Source organism: Streptosporangium sp. NPDC050148 (genome assembly GCF_055586505.1).
The window spans coordinates 72,808-91,578 of the sequence record NZ_JBVJIA010000010.1 but is presented as its reverse complement, the minus strand read 5'-3'; the positions used below and the strand labels follow the sequence as shown (position 1 = coordinate 91,578).

Genomic DNA, 18,771 nt, shown 5'->3' with positions numbered 1-18,771 from the left:
ACGGACCGGACGGCATGTCTCAGGATATGGACTTCTCCGCGGCGGGTGAGTCGATCACTTTACCGGGCTATGAGAGTATTCGGGGGTTCCGAAGGAGGTAAGCCGGTTGATGGCCGAAGCACAGCCCGAGGGGCGCCGTATCGCCTCTCGCTACCACCTGCTCGAAGCCATCGGCCGGGGTGGCATGGGCATCGTGTGGCGGGCCCACGACGAGCTCCTCGACCGCGAGGTCGCGATCAAGGAGGTCCGTTACGCCGACACGCTCGGCGAGGACAGCCAGGAGGACTTCAACAGGCGCACCAAGCGTGAGGCGCGTGCCGCCGGCCGGCTGACGCACCCCAACGTGGTGGTCGTCCACGACGTCGTCGAGGAGGACGGGCGTCCCTGGATCGTCATGCAGCTGGTGGAGTCGCGCTCCCTCGGCAAGGTGCTGCGCCAGGACGGGCCGCTGCCCCCGCAGCGCGTCGCGGAGATCGGCCTGCAGGTGCTGGAGGCGCTGCGCGCCGCCCACGCCCAGGGGGTCCTGCACCGCGACGTCAAGCCGGAGAACGTGCTGCTCGCCGACGACGGCCGGGTGGTGCTGACCGACTTCGGCATCGCCACGCTGGAGGCGGAGACCGCGCTGACCATGACCGGCATCGCGGGCACCCCCGCGTTCATCCCGCCGGAGCGCATCAAGGGCGGCAGCGCGCAGCGCGAGTCGGACCTGTGGTCGCTCGGCGCGACCCTGTACGCCGCCGTCGAGGGCAAGCCCCCGCACGACCGGGGCGGGGCGCTGCCGACCATGCACGCCATCCTGAACGACGAGCCCGAACCTCCCGTGCACGCCGGGCCGCTGGCCCCGGTGCTGGAGGGGCTGCTCCGCAAGGACCCCGCGCTGCGCATGCCCTACAAGGAGGCCGCGCGACTGCTGCGCAAGGTGGCCGAGGGCCCCGAGCGTACGGCCCGGCAGCAGCCCGCCAGGACCGCGGTGATGCCGGCCGCGAGCCGCCCGGACGGCACCGACCCCTCGGCCGACACCGACCCGGGCGCTCGCTTCCGGCCCGGGGGCGTCCCGGAGACGGGCGCGAAGCTGGGCGCCGCATCCCCCGCGGGTGCGGCGGGACCGGCGGCCGCACCGCCCACCCCCACCCGCCGCGAGGAGTGGCCGGAGCCCGTACCGCCGGCGAAGGACGCGGGCGGACGGCGCCAGGACGGCCCCGCGGTGAGCCCCGGAGCGGCCGGTACGGCCGGAGCGGCCGGTGCGGCGAAGGCGGCGCCCTCCGCGGCCGTGCCGGAGGCCAGGCCCGCGAAGGACGGGACGCCGAAGGACGGGAAAGCCGCAGGCCGGACCGGCGGGGACGGTGCCGGTGAGGACGGGGCGGCACCGAAGGCCGCTCCCGGTGCGAAGGACGGCGCGGCCGGCCGGGTGGGACCGAAGTCGACCCCGGGCCCCGCGTCCGGCAAGGCCGCCCCCTCGGGCCCCGCCGCCTCGGGCAAGGACGCGTCCAGGGCCGTCCCCGGGCGCGCGCCCGCCCCCGCGAAGGGGGACGACGCGCCCGCGTCGGCGGGCAGGAAGGCCGCGGCGGCCGCCGCGGCGAGCGCCTCGGTGGACGCGGCGGACCCGGTCGAGGACGTCCCGGCCCCGCGCGGGGGCCCCGCCTCCGCACCCGGCACCGGGGACGCCGCGTCGCGGGACGGATCCGCGAGCGCCTCCGGCGCGGGACGCAAGGGCGCCGCACCGGACGCGGACGCCCCCGCAAGACCCGTCCCCGCTCCGCGGCCCAACCCCTTCCCCCCGGTGACCGCGGCCTCCCGCGAGAACACCCCGCCCCCGAAGCCCTCCCGCGACCCCGCTCCCCCGGCCGTGGCTCCGGCGACCGCGGCGTCCTACGCCGGGCACCACTCCGGCGAGGCCACGATCGTCCCGCGCGGGACGGGCGGTTCCCAGATGAGACGGGGGCTGCTGGTGCTGCTGCCGGCGCTGCTGATCGTCGGGGTGGTCGCCGGCTGGCTCGGCATGCGCAGCCGCGCGAACGAGGGCACCTCGCAGGCCGGACGCGGCGTGCCGACCGCGACCGGCGTGTCGGACGGCCCGACCGGCGGCGCGGTGAACGACCCCTCGAAGGGGTCGCCGGAGCCGTCGGCCCCCTCGTCCTCCTCACCGCCGTCCTCGTCGCCCTCGTCGTCCCCGTCCGAGCCGAGCCCGTCCCCCGGCAGGACCGAGAAGAAGTCCCCCCTGCCCGGCGGCTGGAGGATGCACAAGGACCCCAACGGCTTCTCGATCGGCCTGCCCAAGGGGTGGAGCGTGGACGACCGGCGCGACACCCGGGTGTGGTTCCGCGGGCCGGACCGGACGAGCTTCGTGATGATCGACTACGTCGACAAGGCGGGCCCCGACCCCAAGCAGGACTGGCTGGACTACGAGCCGACCGTGCGCGGCCAGTTCTCCGGCTACAAGCGGATCCGGATCGAGAACGTCTCGTACATGAAGAAGGCCTCCGACTGGGAGTTCACCTGGAACACCAACTCGGGCAAGGCCAGGGTGATCAACCGCGGCTTCGTCACCAAGGGCGGCCGCGGGTACGCGATCTACTGGCATACCCTGGCCAAGAACTGGAAGAAGAACATGTATCTCTTCGAAGGGTTCGCCGCGACCTTCTCCTCGAAAAAGTGAGCGGCATCCCTACCGGCTGCGATCCGTGAGCTTGGGGGGACGGGCATGACGGAGAGAAAGGTCGCGGGCCGCTACCGGCTGATCGAGCACATCGGCGAGGGCGGCATGGGCATCGTCTGGCGTGCCCACGACGAGCTCCTCGACCGGATCGTGGCCGTCAAGGAGGTCCGTTACGGCGGGGTCGACGAGACCGCCAGGGCCGACCTGAACCGGCGCACCATCCGCGAGGCCCGGACCGCCGGTCGCCTGGACCACCCCTCCGTGATCATCGTGCACGACGTGGTCGAGGAGGAGGGGCGTCCCTGGATCGTCATGCAGCTGGTCCGCTCCCGGTCGCTGGGCGAGATCGTCCGCGTCGACGGGCCGCTGCCGCCCGAGCGGGTCGCCTCGGTGGGGCTGCACGTGCTGGGCGCGCTGCGCGCCGCGCACGCCGCCGGGGTGCTGCACCGCGACGTCAAGCCGGAGAACGTGCTGCTCGCCGACGACGGCCGGGTGGTGCTGACCGACTTCGGCATCGCCTCGATGACGCAGGAGAAGAGCATCACCCGTACCGGCGCGATGATCGGCACTCCCGCGTTCCTGCCCCCGGAGCGGCTGCACGGGCTGCCCGCGACCCCCGAGTCCGACCTATGGTCGCTGGGGGCGACGCTGTACGCGGCGCTGGAGGGCAGGCCGCCGTTCGAGCGGCCCACGGCCGCGGCCACCATGATGGCCGTCCTGCACGGCGAGCCCACCCCGATGGCACGTTCCGGCCCGCTGGAGACGGCGATCCTCGGCCTGCTGGCCAGGGACCCGGCCGCGCGGATGGTGCCCGAGCAGGCGGAGGCCCTGCTCGGCCGCGCCGCCGGTCATCCCTCCTCGGGCCCCTCCCCCTCCGGTCACGTTCCCATGGGCGCCTCCCCATCAGGTCACGTCCCGCCGGGGCGCGCCTTCCCGGGTCACCGGCCCCCGGGCGACGCGCGTCCCGGTCCCGCCGTCCCGGGGCACGTGTCCCCGGGTCCCGCCCCTTCAGGTCACGTGTCCCCGGGGCACGCGCCCCAGCGTCACGCCGCCCCGGGTCACGCCGCCCCGGGTCACGGGCCTCAGGGACACGCGCCCGGGGGGTACGGCACCCAGGGGTACCAGGGGTACGCCCCTCTAGGTCACACGCCCCAGGGCCACACTCCTCAGGGTCACACGCCCCAGGGTCACGCCGCGCCCGGTCATCCGTCCCCGGCCTTCGGCCAGGGCGCCTTCCCCGGCACCGGTGGCGGCCAGGCGGATCGTCCGGCCCCGTGGGCCGCGGCCCCCTGGTCGCCGGACGCTGCCTCGCAGAACCCCGCGTCCCACGACCCCTCGTCCCAGGGCCAGGCGTACGGCCTCCACACCGGCGGCCCCACCCATCAGGACCGGTCCCCGTACGGGCCCGCGCACACCCTTCAGGACCCCTCGGCCCACACCCGCCCAAGACCGCATGGACGCCAGGGGCGGCAGGGGCACGGTTCCGAGCCCCTGCCCCCCAATGCCTGGCCGTTGGGCGAGCAGACCACCGGCACCGCCGGCACCGGGACCGCCGCCCCCTCCGGACGGCGGGCCGGGCCGACGGTGCCGGTGCCGGTGCTGCTGGCCGGAGGGCTCGCGCTCGCCGTGCTGGCCGGGGTCGGCGGGTGGCTGATCATGCGGGAAGGCGACGACGCGCCGGACCCGCGTCCCAGCGGGTCGGTGGTCACCACCGGGGCCCCCACCCCCTCGGAGCCGGCGACCGGGCCGACGACCGCGACCCCGCGCCCCGGCCGTACCCTCCCCGCGGGCTGGCGGCTGCACCGGGACCCGATGGGCTTCACCGTCGGGGTGCCCGCCGGCTGGCGGGTCAAGCGGTTCCCCGGGCGCGACCGGGTGGAGTTCCGCGCCCCGGGCTCGGACTCCTTCCTGTGGATCGAGTCGACCGACGACCCCGAGAAGGACCCGGTCAGGCACTGGGAGAAGGTGGAGCGGGCCGGGACGGCCGACGGCGTCTGGCCGGGCTACCGGCGCATCGGGATCACCGAGCTGACCTACCGGGGGGTGCCGGCCGCCGACTGGGAGTTCACGTACCTCAAGAACGGGGTCCGCACGCACGTCCTGGACCGGGGGTTCCGCACCGCCGCCGACAAGCCGTACGCGATCTACTGGGAGAGCCCGGAGTCGGAGTGGAAGCGCTCCTCCTTCGAGGCGATCACCGGTACCTTCCGGCCGTGAGCGACCTGGAGAGGGCGCGGCTGTGGCGCCCCGCCGCCCTGCCCGGGGTGGAGCTGCTCAAGGCCAGGTACATCACCCACCGCTTCACCCTGCACGCGCACGAGGGCTACGCGATCGGGATGGTGCTGTCGGGGGTGGAGGAGTTCTTCTACCGGGGCGCCGTCCACCGGGCGGGCGCGGGCAGCCTGAGCACGCTCAACCCCGAGGAGGTGCACGACGGCTACCCGGGCGTTCCCGGCGGATGGTCCTACCGGGTGCTGTACCCGTCGGTCGCGTTCGTCTCCGGGATCGCCGCCGAGCTGATGGCCGGGAGCGGCACCCCCTGCTTCCCCGAGGTCCTCACCCACCATCCGCCCACCGTCGCGCTGCTGCGGGCCGCGCACGCCGCGGCCGAGCGGGGCGACGACCTGGCCTCCTCCACGCTGGCGCGTACCGCCTTCGCCGCGCTGCTGCGCAGGAACGCCGCGCGCCGGCCCCCGGACGCCCCGGTCCGGGACGTCGGCCCGTCGGTACGGCGGGCCCGGGAGATCCTGCACGAGCGGCTCGTCGACCCGCCCACCATCGAGGAGCTGGCCCGGGCGGTGGACGCCTCCCCGTTCGCCCTGATCCGGTCCTTCAAGGCGGCCACCGGGCTGCCCCCGCACGCCTACCTGAACACGCTGCGGATCATGAGGGCCCGGCGGCTGCTGCAGGCCGGTACGCCTCCCGCGCAGGTGGCCGGGGACGTGGGCTTCACCGACCAGGCCCACCTGAGCAGGCACTTCAAGCGTGCCGTGGGCGTGCCCCCGGCCGCGTACCAGCGCGCAGGAACGTACAAGAGCGGGATCGGCACCCCGGCATAGGCTCGCCTCCCATGGAAGCAACCACTCGTTCCTCTGCGATACGGGACGGACTGGGCGTGGGGATCGCCGTCGGGTTGTCCGGGGTGGCCTTCGGCGCCGCCGCGACCACCGCGGGGCTGAGCGTCGCGCAGGCGTGCGCGCTGAGCCTGTTCGCCTTCACCGGCGCCTCGCAGTTCGCCCTGGTCGGGGTCGTCGCCGGCGGCGGCAACCTGATCGCGGGCACGGCGGGCGCGGCCCTGCTGGGAGCCCGCAACGGCCTGTACGGCCTGCGCATGGCCGGGACGCTCGACCTGCGGGGCTGGCGCAGGCTGCCGACCGCCCACGGGGTGATCGACGAGACCACGGCGGTCGCCATGGCCCAGCCGGACGAGGAGTCGGCCAGGACGGGGTTCCTGGTCACCTTCGTGAGCCTCTACCTGATCTGGAACGCCACCACCCTGGCCGGGGCGCTGGGCACCTCCTGGCTGGCCGATCCCGCCGTGCTCGGCCTGGACGTGGTCGGCCCCGCGACGTTCCTGGCCATCCTGTGGCCACGGCTGTCCGGGAAGGACCCCGAGGCCCGCGGCCTGCGCCCGATCGCGGCGGGCGGGGCGGCGATCGCGCTGGCCGCGACCCCGTTCACCCCGCCGGGCGTGCCCGTGCTGCTGGCCGCGCTGGTCGTGCTCGCACTGCTGCTGAGGAGGCCGCGATGAGCGTCTGGTGGGCGATCGCCGCCACCTGCGTGGCGTGCTACGCGTTCAAGCTCGCCGGGCTGTCGGCGCCACGCCGGATCCTCGACCACCCGGGGGTGCAGCGCTTCGCGACCCTGGTCCCGGTGGCGCTGCTGGCGGCGCTGATCGCCGTGCAGACCTTCGCGGACGGGCAGGCGCTGCACCTGGACTGGCCGCGGACCGCGGGGCTGGGCGCGGCGGTGGTGGCGCTGCTGCTGCGCGCCCCGTTCCTGGTGGTGCTCACGGTGGCCGCCGCCGTCACGGCCGCGCTCCGGTACGTCCTGGGCTGAGCCGGGAAGGCCGGGAAGGCCGGGAACATCTGGGACGCCGGGACGCCGGGAAGGCCGGGGGCGCCGGGGGTTCCCGCGTTGGAGCACGTCACGGCCCCCGCGCGGGAACTCCCCCGAGCGGCCCGGGAGAACTCCCGGTGAACCGGAGAGGCCGTTGGGTAGATCATGGGTAAAGAAGTGTCTTCGTGATGGTCCGCGGCACCTATCCCGAATGCCAAGGGAAATCCTGGGTACTCGCCAGCGCATGACCGATTCTCAGGGGATCATCGGAGCCCGCTACCGCCTGCTCGAACCCATCGGCCGAGGAGGCATGGGGACGGTCTGGCGCGCCCGGGACGAGGTGCTCGGCCGTGAGGTGGCGGTCAAGGAGGTCATCCCCTCACCCGATCTGACCGGCCCGGAGCGCGAGGTCTTCACCGTGCGCACGCTCAGGGAGGCCAGGGCCGCCGGCCGAGTCGGCCATCCGGGGGTGGCGACCGTCTACGACGTGATCGAGGAGGAGGGCCGTCCCTGGATCGTCATGCAGCTGGTCGACTCCCGTACCCTCGGGGCGGTCGTCAGGGAGGACGGGCCGCTGCCGCCGACGCGGGTGGCGCGGATCGGCCTGGAGGTGCTGAGCGCGCTGGTCGCCGCCCACCACGCCGGCGTCCTGCACCGGGACGTGAAGCCGGACAACGTGCTGCTGGCCAGGGACGGGCGGGCCGTGCTCACCGACTTCGGCATCGCGGTGCTGGAGGGCGACTCCTCGATCACCAGGACCGGCTCGCTCATCGGCACCCCGGCGTTCATCGCGCCGGAGCGGGCCGCCGGCGGGCCGGCCGAGTTCGCCTCCGACCTGTGGTCGCTCGGCGTGACGCTGTACGTGGCGGTCGAGGGACGCTCCCCCTTCGAGCGGGCCCACCCGCTGGCGACGCTCAGCGCCGTCATGCACCACGAGCCGGAGCCGATGCGGCTCGCCGGGCCGCTCGCTCCGGTGATCTTCGGTCTGCTCCGCAAGGACCCGGCCGAGCGCATGCCCGCCCACGAGGTGCAGGCCCACCTGGCGTCCCTGGTCAACGGGGTCGCCCCCGAGCCGACCATACCGATCGAGCTGCCCACGGCCACCGCCGCGGCGGCCGTCACCGCGCCGGGCGGCGCGCCCGTGACAGCCGGGGCGCCGGTCGTCCCCGCTGCACAGGCGGCACCGGCCGCGTTCGCCGCGGGCGCCGTGCCTCCCCCTCAGGACCCGTCCGAGCCCACCCCGATCGTGCCCGCCCCGCGCAGAAGGCGCCCGGCCGTCGCCGGGATGGCCGCGGCGGTCGTGGCCGTCGCGCTGGCCTCCGGCGGGATGATCTGGGTCGCCACCAACGCCCAGGACACGCCCACGAACGAGCCGACGACCTCGGCGAGCGTGCCGCCCTCGAAGAAGAAGCCGACCGGGGAGGCCGAGCAGGCCAAGGTGCCGGCGAGCCAGGACGCCTCCCGGGACGGCGACGCCCCCTCGCGTCCCACCCAGGACACGCCCCGGACCGACGAGCCGGCCCCCCGGACCCCGACGGGCGAGCCCTCGTCGAAGCCCTCGGCCGAGCCGTCCCAGGACGAGTCCCAGGCCCCCGAGGACCCGGCCGACGAGCCGGGCCAGGAGCAGGACCAGAGCGGCGAGGGCGGCGGCGGGGACGACGGGAGCGGTGAGAGCGGCGGCGGCGAGGGCGGCGGCCAGGACGACGGGGGTGGCGAGGGACAGCAGGGTGACTCCCCCGAGCAGGTCGATCCCGGGGCCGGCGCCGAGGCCCTCGGCGCGAAGGCCCCCGGCCAGGCCAAGAAGGCCGGGGCCGCCGCCAAGGGAGCGTCCGCCAAGAAGGCGAAGTGGAAGAAGCCGGGCAAGGTCACGAAGGTGAAGGCCTGACGAGTCCCGGGACCTCACCGGCCCGGAACCGGCCCGGGACCGGCCCGCCCACGCCGGGGACCGGCTCACGGCAAGGGCTCACCCTCGTCGGGGACCGGCTCGCGACGAGGGACGCTCCACGCCGAGAGCCGGTCCACGACGGGGGCCACCGCGAGGGCTCACCACGGGGGCCGGCTCACGGCGAGGACCCGGCTAGGACTCCTCGGCGACGACCTTCAGCGCGTGCGCCAGGTCGTCGGGGTAGGCGGTGCTGAAGGAGACCCACTCGCCGGTGGAGGGGTGCTCGAAGGCCAGCGAGACCGCGTGCAGCCACTGCCGGCTCACGCCCAGGCGCGCCGCCAGGGTCGGGTCGGCCCCGTACAGCATGTCGCCGACGCACGGGTGGCGCAGCGCCGACATGTGGACCCGGATCTGGTGGGTCCGTCCCGTCTCCAGCTTGATGTCCAGCAGGGACGCGGCCCGGAACGCCTCGATCGTGTCGTAGTGGGTGATCGAGTCCTTGCCCCCGGCCACGACCGCCCAGCGGCCGTCCCCGACCGGGTGGCGGTCGATCGGCGCGTCCACGGTGCCGCGGTGCGGGTCGGGGTGCCCCTGAACCAGCGCGTGGTAGCGCTTGTCGACCGTGCGTTCCTTGAAGGCCCGCTTGAGGTGGGAGTAGGCGTGCTCGCTCTTGGCGACGACCATGGCACCGGTGGTGTTCGCGTCCAGCCGGTGCACGATGCCCTGGCGTTCGGCCGCGCCGCTGGTGGCCACCCGGTGACCCGTGCCGAGCAGCCCGCCGATCACGGTGGGGCCGGTCCAGCCGGTGGTCGGGTGGGCCGCCACGCCGATGGGCTTGTTGACCACGACGATGTCGTCGTCCTCGTACACGATCTGCATGCCGGGCACCGGTTCGGCCACCGGCATCGGCGCGCTGGGCGGCGGCGGGAGGGTCACCTCCAGCCACGCTCCCCCGTGCACCCGGTCGGACTTGGACGCGGTCGAACCGTCCACCAGCACGTCACCGGCGACGATCAGCTCGGCCGCGCGGGTGCGGGAGAGGCCGAACAGGCGCGACAGGGCGGCGTCGAGCCGCTCGCCCTCCAGCCCGTCGGGCACCGGGAGGCTCCGCCGGTCAGTCATCGTCGTTCCCCTTCGCGTCCCGCGTGGACCCGGTGTCGCGGGTGCCGTCGATCTGGTAACCGCGCCAGGCCAGCAGGACCGCCAGGATCCCGCCGCAGACGATCGCCGAGTCGGCCACGTTCCAGACCGGGAAGTGCCCGGGGAAGGTCTCCACGAAGTCGACCACGTGCCCCTGCAGCGGTGAGGGACGCCCGGGGCCGAAGCCCGAGGGCCAGCGGAAGAGCCGGTCGGTGAGGTTGCCCATCGCCCCGCCGAGCAGCAGGCTCAGCGTGATCGCCCAGGGCAGGCTGCGCAGGTTGCGCGCGGTGCGCAGGATCGCCACCACGACGGCGGCGGCGACACAGGTGAAGACGATCGTCATCCCGGTGCCGAGGCCGAAGGCGGCCCCGGAGTTGAAGATCACCCGGAACTGGAGCAGGCCGGGGACGACCACGAGGGGTTCCCTGCCCTCCAGCGTCCTCAGCACCAGCGTCTTGGTGGCGAGGTCGAGGACGTAGACGATCGGGACGATCACCGCGAGCACGGCGACCCGCCGTCTTGCGAGCGGGGCGGCCGGGACCGCCCCGTCCACGACATCGCCGGTGTCACCGGTGCCGCGGGGCCCGCCGGTGTCGCCGGGGTCACCGGTGCCGGTGTCGCCGGTCAGCGGCGCTCCTCCCGCTGCTTGCAGGCCACGCAGAGCGTCGCCCTCGGAAACGCCTGAAGGCGCTCCTTTCCGATCGGCTGATGGCACGATTCGCACACTCCGTAGGTCCCCGCGTCGATCCGGGCGATCGCTCGCTCGTTCTGCGCGACCAGATCGCGCGAGTTCAGGGTAAGGGCGATTTCACGCTCGCGTTCATACGTACGGGCTCCGGCGTCCGCCTGGTCGTCACCCGCCCCGTCCGTCACGTCGCTCGACGCGATCTCCGTCTCGGACTTCGCGATCTCCTCGGTGAGCTCACGGACCTCCTCGGCAAGCTGCCCGCGGACCTCCGCGAGCTCCTCGGCCGACCAGGTGACGACGGCGCCGTCCTTCGACGACGCCACCGCGCTGTTGTCTGCGCGCACGGTCGCGGCCATGGCGGCCTCCTTGTTCGATGGACCGTATCCGATGTGGTAAACGGTGCGGGCAGCTTAGGTCCCCCATAACAGAACGGCAAACGACCCGCCGTGATGTTTACCACTCCAGTAACATCCGGTCGCTTCTTCCTGATTCCGTCCTACGCCCCCCGACATCCGGAAGCCTCCACCCTGCGGGTGCGTTATCGTGTGAGCCTGCAGGGCGTTGATGGGGACAGCCACCTCCGCATCCCCTCGCACGAGCGACCCGGGGACGGTGTGAGCCCGGGGCGAGGCGCGGTGGGAAGATCACCCCGGAGCCGCCGGAAGAACGGCCGCGGTGACCCGCCAGGGTCCGCGGCCCACTAGACCCGGCAGCAGACCCAAGGAAGAGGGCCTCTCCGCGCGGAGGGGTCAAGGAGGGTGGTACCGCGGGGCCCGACGGCCTCGTCCCTCCACGCCACAGCCGGTTTCCAGCGTGGAGGTCCCGCCCATCATGTCCGCCCATTTCCGCTCCCTTCCCGCGCAGGTCGACCTTCCCGCGATCGAGCACGAGGTGCTCGGCCGCTGGCAGGACGGCAAGATCTTCGAGCGCTCGGTCGAGCAGAAGGCGGGCGCCCCGACCTGGGTCTTCTACGAGGGCCCGCCCACCGCCAACGGCATGCCCGGCGTCCACCACGTCGAGGCCCGCGTCTTCAAGGACGTCTTCCCCCGCTACAAGTCGATGCGGGGCTACAGCGTGCCGCGCAAGGCCGGCTGGGACTGCCACGGCCTGCCCGTCGAGGTCGCCGTCGAGAAGTCGCTCGGCCTGTCCGGCAAGAAGGCGATCGAGGAGTACGGCATCGCCGAGTTCAACGACAGGTGCCGCGAGTCCGTGCTGAAGCACGTGGACGCCTTCGAGCAGATGACCGAGCGGATGGGCTACTGGATCGACCTGTCCCAGGCCTACCGCACGATGGACCCCGAGTACGTGGAGTCCGTCTGGTGGTCGCTCAAGGTCATCTTCGACAAGGACCTGCTCTTCCGCGACTTCCGGATCACCCCGTACTGCCCCCGCTGCGGCACCGGCCTGTCCGACCACGAGCTGGGCCAGCCGGGCGGCTACGAGACCGTCACCAGCCCCTCGGTCCACGTCCGCATGCCCGCCACCTCCGGCCCGCTGGCCGAGCTGGGCGCCTCGCTGCTGATCTGGACCACCACGCCGTGGACGCTGGTCTCCAACACCGCGGTGGCCGTGCACCCCGACGTGACCTACGTGGCGGCCCGCCCTGCCGGTTCCGACGAGGTCCTGGTGGTGGCCGAGCCGCTGCTGGACGCCGCCCTGGGCGAGGGCGCCGAGGTGCTGGCCTCCTTCACCGGCACCGAGCTGGAGCACACCACCTACACGCGCCCCTTCGACCTGGTCGACATCCCCGGCGCGCACTACGTGGTGCTCGGCTACTACGTCACCACCGAGGACGGCACCGGCCTGGTCCACCAGGCCCCCGCCTTCGGCGCCGACGACATGGCGACCTGCAAGCGCTACGGGCTGCCCGTGGTCAACCCGATCGGCCCCGACGGACGCTTCCTCGACACCGTGCCGCAGGTCGGCGGCCGGTTCTTCAAGGAGGCCGACGAGGACCTCACGGCCGACCTGCGGGAACGCGGCCTGCTGTACCGGGGCGGCCACTTCGAGCACAGCTACCCGCACTGCTGGCGCTGCCACACCGCGCTGCTGTACTACGCCCTGCCCGCCTGGTACATCCGCACCACCGCGATCAAGGACCGGATGCTCGCCGAGAACGAGAAGACCGGCTGGTACCCCGACACGATCAAGTGGGGCCGCTTCGGCGAGTGGCTGCGCAACAACGTCGACTGGTCGCTGTCGCGTTCGCGCTACTGGGGCACCCCGCTGCCGCTGTGGGTCTGCACCGTCGACGAGTCGCACGTCACCTGCGTCGGCTCGCTGGAGGAGCTGGGCCGGCTGTCCGGGCAGGACGTCTCCGCGCTCGACCCGCACCGCCCCTACGTGGACGACGTCACGCTGCCCTGCCCCACCTGCGGGAACGAGGCGCGCCGGGTGCCGGACGTGATCGACGCCTGGTACGACTCGGGCTCGATGCCGTTCGCCCAGTGGGGGGCGCCGTACCGCAACGCGGAGATGCTGGACAAGGCCTACCCGGCGCAGTTCATCTGCGAGGCCACCGACCAGACCCGCGGCTGGTTCTACTCGCTGATGGCGGTCGGCACGCTCGTCTTCGACCGGTCCTCCTACGAGAACGTGCTCTGCCTCGGCCTGATCCTGGCCGAGGACGGCCGCAAGATGAGCAAGCACCTGGGCAACGTGCTCCAGCCGATGCCGCTGATGGACCGGCACGGCGCCGACGCGCTGCGCTGGTACATGGCCTGCTCCGGCTCCCCCTGGGCCGCCCGCAGGGTCGGGCACGGCGCCCTGGAGGAGATCGTCCGCAAGGTCCTGCTCACGTACTGGAACACCGCCTCCTTCTTCACCCTGTACGCCAACGCCGAGTCCTGGTCACCGGCGCACCTGGCCGAGGCGCCCGCGTACGCGGAGCGCCCGCTGATCGACCGCTGGGCCCTGGCCGAGCTGCACCGGACCGTGGCCGAGGTCACCGCGTCGATGGACGTCTTCGACACCGCCCGGGTCGGGCGGCGGCTCGCGGAGTTCCTCGACGACCTGTCCAACTGGTACGTGCGGCGCTCCCGCCGCAGGTTCTGGGCCGGGGACACCGCGGCGTTCGCCACGCTGTACGAGTGCCTGGAGACCGTCACCCGGCTGATGGCGCCGGTGGTGCCCTTCACCACCGACTACGTCTGGGACGTGCTCCGCGACGCGGGCTCCCCGTCCTCGGTCCACCTGGCCACCTGGCCCGAGGTGAACGCCGAGCTGCTGGACCCGGAGCTGTCGGAGCGGATGGCCCTGGTCCGCCGCCTGGTCGAGCTGGGCCGCTCGGCCCGCGCCTCCAGCGGGGTGAAGACCCGTCAGCCGCTGGGCCGCGCCCTGGTCGGTGCCCCGGGCTGGGCCGCGCTGCCCGTGGAGCTGCGCGAGCTGGTCGCCGAGGAGCTCAACGTGAAGGGCCTGGAGGACCTGTCCGGGATCGGCGCCGACCTGGTCTCCTTCACCGTCAAGCCCAACTTCCGGGCGCTGGGCAAGCGGTTCGGCTCGCAGACCAAGCTGGTCGCCGCGGCCGTCACCTCCGCCGAACCCGCCTGGCTGGCCGCGGCCCTGCGTACCGGCGCGCCGGTCGCGGTGGAGGTGGGCGAGCTGGGCGTGGTGGAGCTCGGCACCGAGGACGTGATCGTCACCGAGCAGCCGAGGTCGGGCTGGGCGGTGGAGAGCGGGGCCGGGGAGACCGTCGCCCTCGACCTGACCATCACCGACGAGCTGCGCCGCTCGGGCCTGATCCGCGACGTCGTCCGCCTGCTCCAGGACACCCGCAAGTCCACCGGCCTGGCGATCTCCGACCGGATCGACGTGTGGTGGTCCACCGACGACGCCGACCTGGCCGAGGCGCTGCGGACCGAGGGCCGGACCGTGTCCACCGAGGTCCTGGCCGTCTCGCTCACCGAGGGCGGCGCCGAGGACCTCCCCGTCCACCGCGATGACGAGCTGGGCCTGACCTTCCAGCTCCGCCGCGTCGCCTCCTGACCGGCTCCCGATCGGTTCACGGTCCTTCTCCCGCCCGGTGACCGGGCGGGAGAAGGACCGCGGGACGTACGCCGTCCGGTGGTCCGGTGGCGAGGGCGTCGGGCCGTCCCTGAAGCCGACGGGTCCGGAAGCGACGGGTCCCGAGGACGACCTCGGGACCGGTCCGTTCAGGACGCGGCGTCGTTCAGGACGCGGCGTCGTTCAGGCAGACCGAGCAGGTGCTCAGCCCGGCCTTCTCCGCCTCGCCGAGCGTCGTGGACTCGACCCCGCCGTCGCCCACGCCCTTGAGGAGGGGGCAGGCCGGGTCGTGGAAGCGGCGGGTGCCGACGATGACCATGACGGTGGCGTCGTCCACCGCCTCCTTGCGGTCGTCGGAGGGCGACTCGTCCTTGACGGCGGGGATGCCACCGGGAGAGGTGTCGTCATCGTCCCGGTCGGAGGAGCGCCCGTCCCCGGTGGGGGTCGCGTCCCCGGACGCCACACCTTCGGACGCCGCATCTCCGGAGGCCGGGCTCTCGGACGCGGTGCTCTGGGACGCCGTGCTCTCGGACGCGGTGCTCTGGGACGCCGTGCTCTCCGGCGCCGTCTTCCCGTCCGCCTCGCTCTCTGACGCCGTGTCGGGCCCTTCCGAACCGGGGCCCTCCTCCCGCGTCGCGGGCACGGCCTCGTCACCGGCTTCTCCGGTGCCCTTCGCTGGACCACCGCCCTCGGAGGTGGCGCTCCCGGACTCGGTGAACGCGGGTCGTGCGAGCTTCGGCCTCGTGGGCTCCGGCTCGGCGGCCTCCGGCTCCTCCGGCTCGGAACCGGTCTCGGCGGCCACGGTGGAGGCGACGGCGGTGGAGGCGACGGCGTCCTTCCCGTCGCTCTCCCGTCCGGTGCGCTCGGACGCCCCGTCACGCCCCTCCCCGGGCGTCTCGGCCCGGCTGCCGGAGGAGGCGGGCCCGGACACCGCGGGCTCGGGCGCCGCGGGCTCGGGCGCCGTGGACGTGGGAGGCGTGGACGTGGGAGGCGTGGACCCGGCGGACGTCGCGGACGGACCGGCGTCGGCCTTGGCCTCGGGCTCGACCTCGGGCTCGGAGGGCCGGGCGGGCGTCTCCGGCCCGGTCGGGTTCTCCGGTTCGGCCGCGGGTGTCCGGGTGACCGCGTCGCGGCTGAACCAGCTGGTCGCCTCGGACGCGGCATGCGGGATCTCGGGGATCTTCGGCAGCCGGATCGGCAGCGCGGGGGTGGGCGCGTCCATGGCCCGGGCCGGGGCCCTCTCGGGCTCCTGGGGCCTCTTCTGCGGTTCGGAGGAGTGGACGTAGGGCCGTGCCACCGGAACGGCGGGCTCCTGCGGGGAGCGCGCTCCCTCCTGGCGGAACACGGTGGTCTCGCGGGCCGCGGACGTCTCCCGGGACGCGGCGCCCTGCTCCCGCCCCGCCGGGGCGTCGTCTCCGGCGGACGGCGAGCCCGGCCCGCGCTGCGAGGTCCCGGGACGGGTGCCCGGGTCCTGGGAGTCGTGGGGGCGAGCCTGCGAGGCGGCGAAACCGGCCCTCGGGGACTCGGCCCTTGCGGAGTCGGACGCCGAGGACTCGGTCCTCGCGGACTCGGATCGCGCCGACTCGGGTCGCGCCGCAGAAGGCGTCCTGCCGGTGGACCCGTGCCCCGTGGAACCGGTGGAACCGGAACCGGAGCCGGTGGAACCCGTGGCCCCCTGCCCGGCGGACGGCGTCACCGATCCGTACGGGGAGGCGAAGCGGGTGGTGGCGGTCTCGCGCTGGGCGGGCCGTGCGGAGCCGGGCTCACCGGGGCCGTCTGCGGGACCGGACTCGCGGAGTTCGCGGAGCTCGCGGGAGACGGTCAGCGACCCGGCGGGTTCCCGTACCCCTGACGGGTCGTCCTGCGGCCGGGTCCCGGCCACCGGGTCGGGCAGGCACGTGGTGCAGGGCGTGAAGCCCTCCTCGCGCGCCTCCTCGTGGGTGAGCTCCTCATGCTCCCTGCCGGCCAGCTGACGGCATCCCTCGACGTGGTAACGCTTGCGTCCCGGGATGACCAGGACGATCGCGTCGGCGGGCAGGGAGTCCCGCCTCGCCGTCGTTGCGGTGGCGGGCCCGGTCACCGGGCCGCTGCGCGGCCGGCCCGGGACGACGGGCACCTGCGGCCGCATCCCGTGGTGCGCTGCCGCGGGGTGCACCGCGACCTGATGCGCTGCCGCCGGGTGCGCTGCCGTGGGAGGCCGGTTCGGCATTCCGTGCGGTACGGGCATCGGCCCGGCCGGCACCGGTCCCTGCGGGCCGGAGGGCTCGGAGGCCCCGGCGCGCCCGCCGGGGAACAGCTCGTGGCGGCGCAACAACGCCCCGATCACCAGGAAGACGGCGGACAGCATGCTGACCGCGATCGACCATACGACCAGGTACAGCTCGGCCAGCACGAACCCCGCGATGAGCAGGATGATGGCCGTGAGTACCAGACCGGCGCTGATGAGGATCACAGAGAGACTCCCGGATGCGGGTCAAAGGAATGACCCGACACCTTAGCGGCGGTCGTTGTGAGGACCGTCAACACCCTGGAAGGCGCCCGAATGCTGCGAGGGCTCGCCACCGAACGGGTTGGGCGCGCTCTGCAGCGTCGGCTGACCGCCGGGAGCCACCGCGTGGGACATGGCCGGGGGCCCGCTCACGATCGGGAACCCGCCGCTGCCCTCGGCGGCGACGTTCAGCTCGGCCAGCTGGTTCTCCAGGTACAGCTTCAGGCGGCTGCGGTACTCGCGCTCGAAGCTGCGCAGCTCCTCGACCTTGCGCTCCAGCTCGTCACGGGTCTGCACCAGCGAGCCCATGGCCTGGCGGTGCCGCTCCTGCGCGTCGCGCTCCAGCGTCTCGGCGCGGGCACGGGCGTCACCGATGACCTGCTCGGCCTGGCGGCGCGCCTTGCCGAGGATGTCGTCGGCCTCGCGGCGCGCACGGGTCACGGTCTCGTCCGCCTCCCGGCGGGCGTCCGCGATGGCCTGGTCCGCGGTCTGCTGCGCGAGGGCGAGCACGCGCGCGGCGGTGTCCATGTTGTCCTCGGCCGGGGGCATTCCCATGCCGACCGGGACGGGCTGCTGGTGCTGCACCGGCTCGGGAGCGCGCATCGGCTCCGGCTGCTGCATCATCATCTCGGGCTTGGGCTCGGCGATGGGGGCCGGCGCCATGGCCATGCCCATCCCGCCGGGCACCTTGCCCCGCAGGCACTCCGCCAGCTTGGCGCGGAGCTCCTCGTTCTCCTGGATGAGACGGTCCAACTCGGACTCGACCTCGTCGAGGAAGGCGTCTACCTCCTCCTCGTCGTAGCCCGGCCTGAGGCGGGTCGTACTGAATTGCTTGTTCCGCACGTCGGCGGGCGTCAACGGCATTTCGGTCTCCTTGGCGCGCTTGGAGTCTGTCCGGGGGGACGGTACCCGATCAAAAACGCGCGGACACGAGTTGGATCAAGACCACGACCAAGATGAACAGCAGTGTGAAGCTTAGGTCAAAGGCCACCGTACCCAACCGGAGTGGTGGAATGAAACGGCGGAGGAACTTGAGAGGTGGGTCGGTCACCGTGTATACGAGCTCCGCCAGCACCAGGACGATGCCGGTGGGCCGCCACTGACGGGCGAACGCCTGCACCGTCTCCAAGATCATTCTGCCGATCAGCAGAACGAGGTAGATCGACAGGACAAAGACCAGGACCCCACTAACGATCTCCACGGTCCGCCCCCGCCTCCACTTCGCTCCGCCGTCCGCTGCCCCGTCGGGACCTGTCGGGCCGGTCACTGTTCATGATGGAACTCTAGCTCTGGTTGAAGAATCCGCGTTCCGCGATTCGGGCCTTGTCCTCGGCGGTCACCTCGACATTGGCTGGGGACAACAGGAACACCTTGTTGGTAACACGTTCAATGCTGCCGTGTAGGCCAAAGACCAGACCTGCCGCGAAATCGACGAGGCGCTTTGCGTCACTGTCAACCATCTCGGTCAGATTCATGATGACCGGTGTGCCGTCCCGGAAGTGCTCGCCGATGGTCCGCGCCTCGTTGTACGTACGGGGGTGAAGGGTGGTGATGCGTGCCAGATCGGTCGTACGACGCTCCAGGACGGCCGTCGCGGGCCTGACGGCGGGTACGGCCGGGTCGGTGTCGTCCGGAAGGTCGTGGACCGTGCCAGGGCGCTCGTCGCCCTCGCGGCGCGTGTCGTCGAACTCCTCGTACTCGTCGTCGGGGTAGCTGTCGTATCTCTCGTAACGGTCGTCCTCGACAAGACCGAGGTAGACCGCCATCTTGCGCATCGCGCCGGCCATCGCTACTTCTTCCTCCGTCTTACCTCGATGCGCCCGAGGGGCCGGCCGACCGCCTTGAGCTCACCA

The 18,771-nt window shown here is 73.4% G+C and carries 16 protein-coding genes; 9 read left to right on the top strand and 7 right to left on the bottom strand.

Features of this window, described 5'->3' with window-relative positions; all coding sequences use genetic code 11:
- Nucleotides 1-109 precede the first annotated feature (109 nt).
- The 6 genes from ACZ6RT_RS13760 (at nucleotide 110) to ACZ6RT_RS13735 (ending at nucleotide 8,600) form a co-directional block, all read left to right on the top strand.
- Complete coding sequence (locus tag ACZ6RT_RS13760) at nucleotides 110-2,656, top strand: serine/threonine-protein kinase (RefSeq protein ID WP_470153681.1); 2,547 nt, start codon at nucleotides 110-112, stop codon at nucleotides 2,654-2,656.
- 45 nt (nucleotides 2,657-2,701) lie between these two features.
- On the top strand, nucleotides 2,702-4,873 hold the full coding sequence (locus ACZ6RT_RS13755) for a serine/threonine-protein kinase (protein WP_470153679.1): 2,172 nt from the start codon (nucleotides 2,702-2,704) through the stop codon (nucleotides 4,871-4,873).
- Nucleotides 4,870-5,715 (top strand): AraC family transcriptional regulator, encoded by an 846-nt coding sequence (locus ACZ6RT_RS13750; protein WP_470153678.1) that lies wholly within the window; start codon nucleotides 4,870-4,872, stop codon nucleotides 5,713-5,715. Before ACZ6RT_RS13755 ends, ACZ6RT_RS13750 begins: the two co-directional genes overlap by 4 nt.
- Nucleotides 5,716-5,726: 11 nt before the next feature.
- Nucleotides 5,727-6,407, top strand: coding sequence for an AzlC family ABC transporter permease (locus tag ACZ6RT_RS13745; protein ID WP_470153676.1), 681 nt, complete (start codon nucleotides 5,727-5,729; stop codon nucleotides 6,405-6,407).
- Complete coding sequence (locus ACZ6RT_RS13740) at nucleotides 6,404-6,715, top strand: AzlD domain-containing protein (RefSeq protein ID WP_399192148.1); 312 nt, start codon at nucleotides 6,404-6,406, stop codon at nucleotides 6,713-6,715. Before ACZ6RT_RS13745 ends, ACZ6RT_RS13740 begins: the two co-directional genes overlap by 4 nt.
- 244 nt (nucleotides 6,716-6,959) lie before the next feature.
- Nucleotides 6,960-8,600 (top strand): serine/threonine-protein kinase, encoded by a 1,641-nt coding sequence (locus tag ACZ6RT_RS13735; protein ID WP_399192150.1) that lies wholly within the window; start codon nucleotides 6,960-6,962, stop codon nucleotides 8,598-8,600.
- 192 nt (nucleotides 8,601-8,792) lie between these two features.
- Here ACZ6RT_RS13735 and ACZ6RT_RS13730 read toward each other — a convergent pair whose 3' ends face one another.
- The 3 genes from ACZ6RT_RS13730 to ACZ6RT_RS13720 form a co-directional block, all read right to left on the bottom strand.
- Nucleotides 8,793-9,722 carry an RluA family pseudouridine synthase gene (locus ACZ6RT_RS13730; protein ID WP_399192152.1) on the bottom strand — a complete coding sequence of 310 codons (930 nt, stop codon included), beginning with the start codon at nucleotides 9,720-9,722 and terminating at the stop codon, nucleotides 8,793-8,795.
- Complete coding sequence (locus ACZ6RT_RS13725) at nucleotides 9,715-10,293, bottom strand: signal peptidase II (protein WP_399192154.1); 579 nt, start codon at nucleotides 10,291-10,293, stop codon at nucleotides 9,715-9,717. The genes ACZ6RT_RS13730 and ACZ6RT_RS13725 overlap by 8 nt, the downstream gene beginning before the upstream one ends.
- 71 nt (nucleotides 10,294-10,364) lie before the next feature.
- Nucleotides 10,365-10,784, bottom strand: a complete 420-nt coding sequence (locus ACZ6RT_RS13720; RefSeq protein WP_399192156.1) for a TraR/DksA family transcriptional regulator — start codon at nucleotides 10,782-10,784, stop codon at nucleotides 10,365-10,367.
- Nucleotides 10,785-11,259: 475 nt separating this feature from the next.
- Here ACZ6RT_RS13720 and ileS point away from each other — a divergent pair, with 475 nt between their 5' ends.
- A complete protein-coding gene (ileS, locus tag ACZ6RT_RS13715; RefSeq protein ID WP_470153673.1) occupies nucleotides 11,260-14,412 on the top strand; it encodes an isoleucine--tRNA ligase in 3,153 nt (1,050 codons plus the stop codon).
- 184 nt (nucleotides 14,413-14,596) lie between these two features.
- Here ileS and ACZ6RT_RS13710 read toward each other — a convergent pair whose 3' ends face one another.
- Nucleotides 14,597-14,767: a hypothetical protein gene (locus ACZ6RT_RS13710; RefSeq protein WP_470153671.1), complete on the bottom strand. Its 171-nt coding sequence runs from the start codon at nucleotides 14,765-14,767 to the stop codon at nucleotides 14,597-14,599.
- Here ACZ6RT_RS13710 and ACZ6RT_RS13705 point away from each other — a divergent pair.
- Both ACZ6RT_RS13705 and ACZ6RT_RS13700 read left to right on the top strand, forming a co-directional pair.
- Nucleotides 14,742-15,716: a pentapeptide repeat-containing protein gene (locus ACZ6RT_RS13705; RefSeq protein WP_470153669.1), complete on the top strand. Its 975-nt coding sequence runs from the start codon at nucleotides 14,742-14,744 to the stop codon at nucleotides 15,714-15,716. The genes ACZ6RT_RS13710 and ACZ6RT_RS13705 overlap by 26 nt on opposite strands.
- 723 nt (nucleotides 15,717-16,439) lie before the next feature.
- Nucleotides 16,440-16,595: a hypothetical protein gene (locus ACZ6RT_RS13700; RefSeq protein ID WP_470153667.1), complete on the top strand. Its 156-nt coding sequence runs from the start codon at nucleotides 16,440-16,442 to the stop codon at nucleotides 16,593-16,595.
- Between the two features lie 329 nt (nucleotides 16,596-16,924).
- On the opposite strand, the gene ACZ6RT_RS13695 is transcribed toward ACZ6RT_RS13700, so the two are convergent.
- The 3 genes from ACZ6RT_RS13695 to ACZ6RT_RS13685 all read right to left on the bottom strand — a co-directional run bounded on the left by ACZ6RT_RS13695 (nucleotide 16,925) and on the right by ACZ6RT_RS13685 (nucleotide 18,705).
- Nucleotides 16,925-17,782, bottom strand: coding sequence for a DivIVA domain-containing protein (locus ACZ6RT_RS13695; RefSeq protein WP_344904620.1), 858 nt, complete (start codon nucleotides 17,780-17,782; stop codon nucleotides 16,925-16,927).
- A gap of 49 nt (nucleotides 17,783-17,831) precedes the next feature.
- Nucleotides 17,832-18,119: a YggT family protein gene (locus ACZ6RT_RS13690; protein WP_344904616.1), complete on the bottom strand. Its 288-nt coding sequence runs from the start codon at nucleotides 18,117-18,119 to the stop codon at nucleotides 17,832-17,834.
- A gap of 82 nt (nucleotides 18,120-18,201) precedes the next feature.
- A complete protein-coding gene (locus ACZ6RT_RS13685) occupies nucleotides 18,202-18,705 on the bottom strand; it encodes a cell division protein SepF (protein WP_344904613.1) in 504 nt (167 codons plus the stop codon).
- Nucleotides 18,706-18,771 lie beyond the last annotated feature (66 nt).

Bases quoted from the DNA above. Each gene is read 5' to 3' on its own strand.
- ACZ6RT_RS13760 (WP_470153681.1), top strand. From the start codon at position 110: ATGGCCGAAGCACAGCCCGAGGGGCGCCGTATCGCCTCTCGCTACCAC.
- ACZ6RT_RS13755 (WP_470153679.1), top strand. From the start codon at position 2,702: ATGACGGAGAGAAAGGTCGCGGGCCGCTACCGGCTGATCGAGCACATC.
- ACZ6RT_RS13745 (WP_470153676.1), top strand. From the start codon at position 5,727: ATGGAAGCAACCACTCGTTCCTCTGCGATACGGGACGGACTGGGCGTG.
- ACZ6RT_RS13740 (WP_399192148.1), top strand. From the start codon at position 6,404: ATGAGCGTCTGGTGGGCGATCGCCGCCACCTGCGTGGCGTGCTACGCG.
- ACZ6RT_RS13735 (WP_399192150.1), top strand. From the start codon at position 6,960: ATGACCGATTCTCAGGGGATCATCGGAGCCCGCTACCGCCTGCTCGAA.
- ACZ6RT_RS13730 (WP_399192152.1), bottom strand. From the start codon at position 9,722: ATGACTGACCGGCGGAGCCTCCCGGTGCCCGACGGGCTGGAGGGCGAG.
- ACZ6RT_RS13720 (WP_399192156.1), bottom strand. From the start codon at position 10,784: ATGGCCGCGACCGTGCGCGCAGACAACAGCGCGGTGGCGTCGTCGAAG.
- ileS (WP_470153673.1), top strand. From the start codon at position 11,260: ATGTCCGCCCATTTCCGCTCCCTTCCCGCGCAGGTCGACCTTCCCGCG.
- ACZ6RT_RS13705 (WP_470153669.1), top strand. From the start codon at position 14,742: ATGACCATGACGGTGGCGTCGTCCACCGCCTCCTTGCGGTCGTCGGAG.
- ACZ6RT_RS13700 (WP_470153667.1), top strand. From the start codon at position 16,440: ATGACCAGGACGATCGCGTCGGCGGGCAGGGAGTCCCGCCTCGCCGTC.
- ACZ6RT_RS13695 (WP_344904620.1), bottom strand. From the start codon at position 17,782: ATGCCGTTGACGCCCGCCGACGTGCGGAACAAGCAATTCAGTACGACC.
- ACZ6RT_RS13685 (WP_344904613.1), bottom strand. From the start codon at position 18,705: ATGGCCGGCGCGATGCGCAAGATGGCGGTCTACCTCGGTCTTGTCGAG.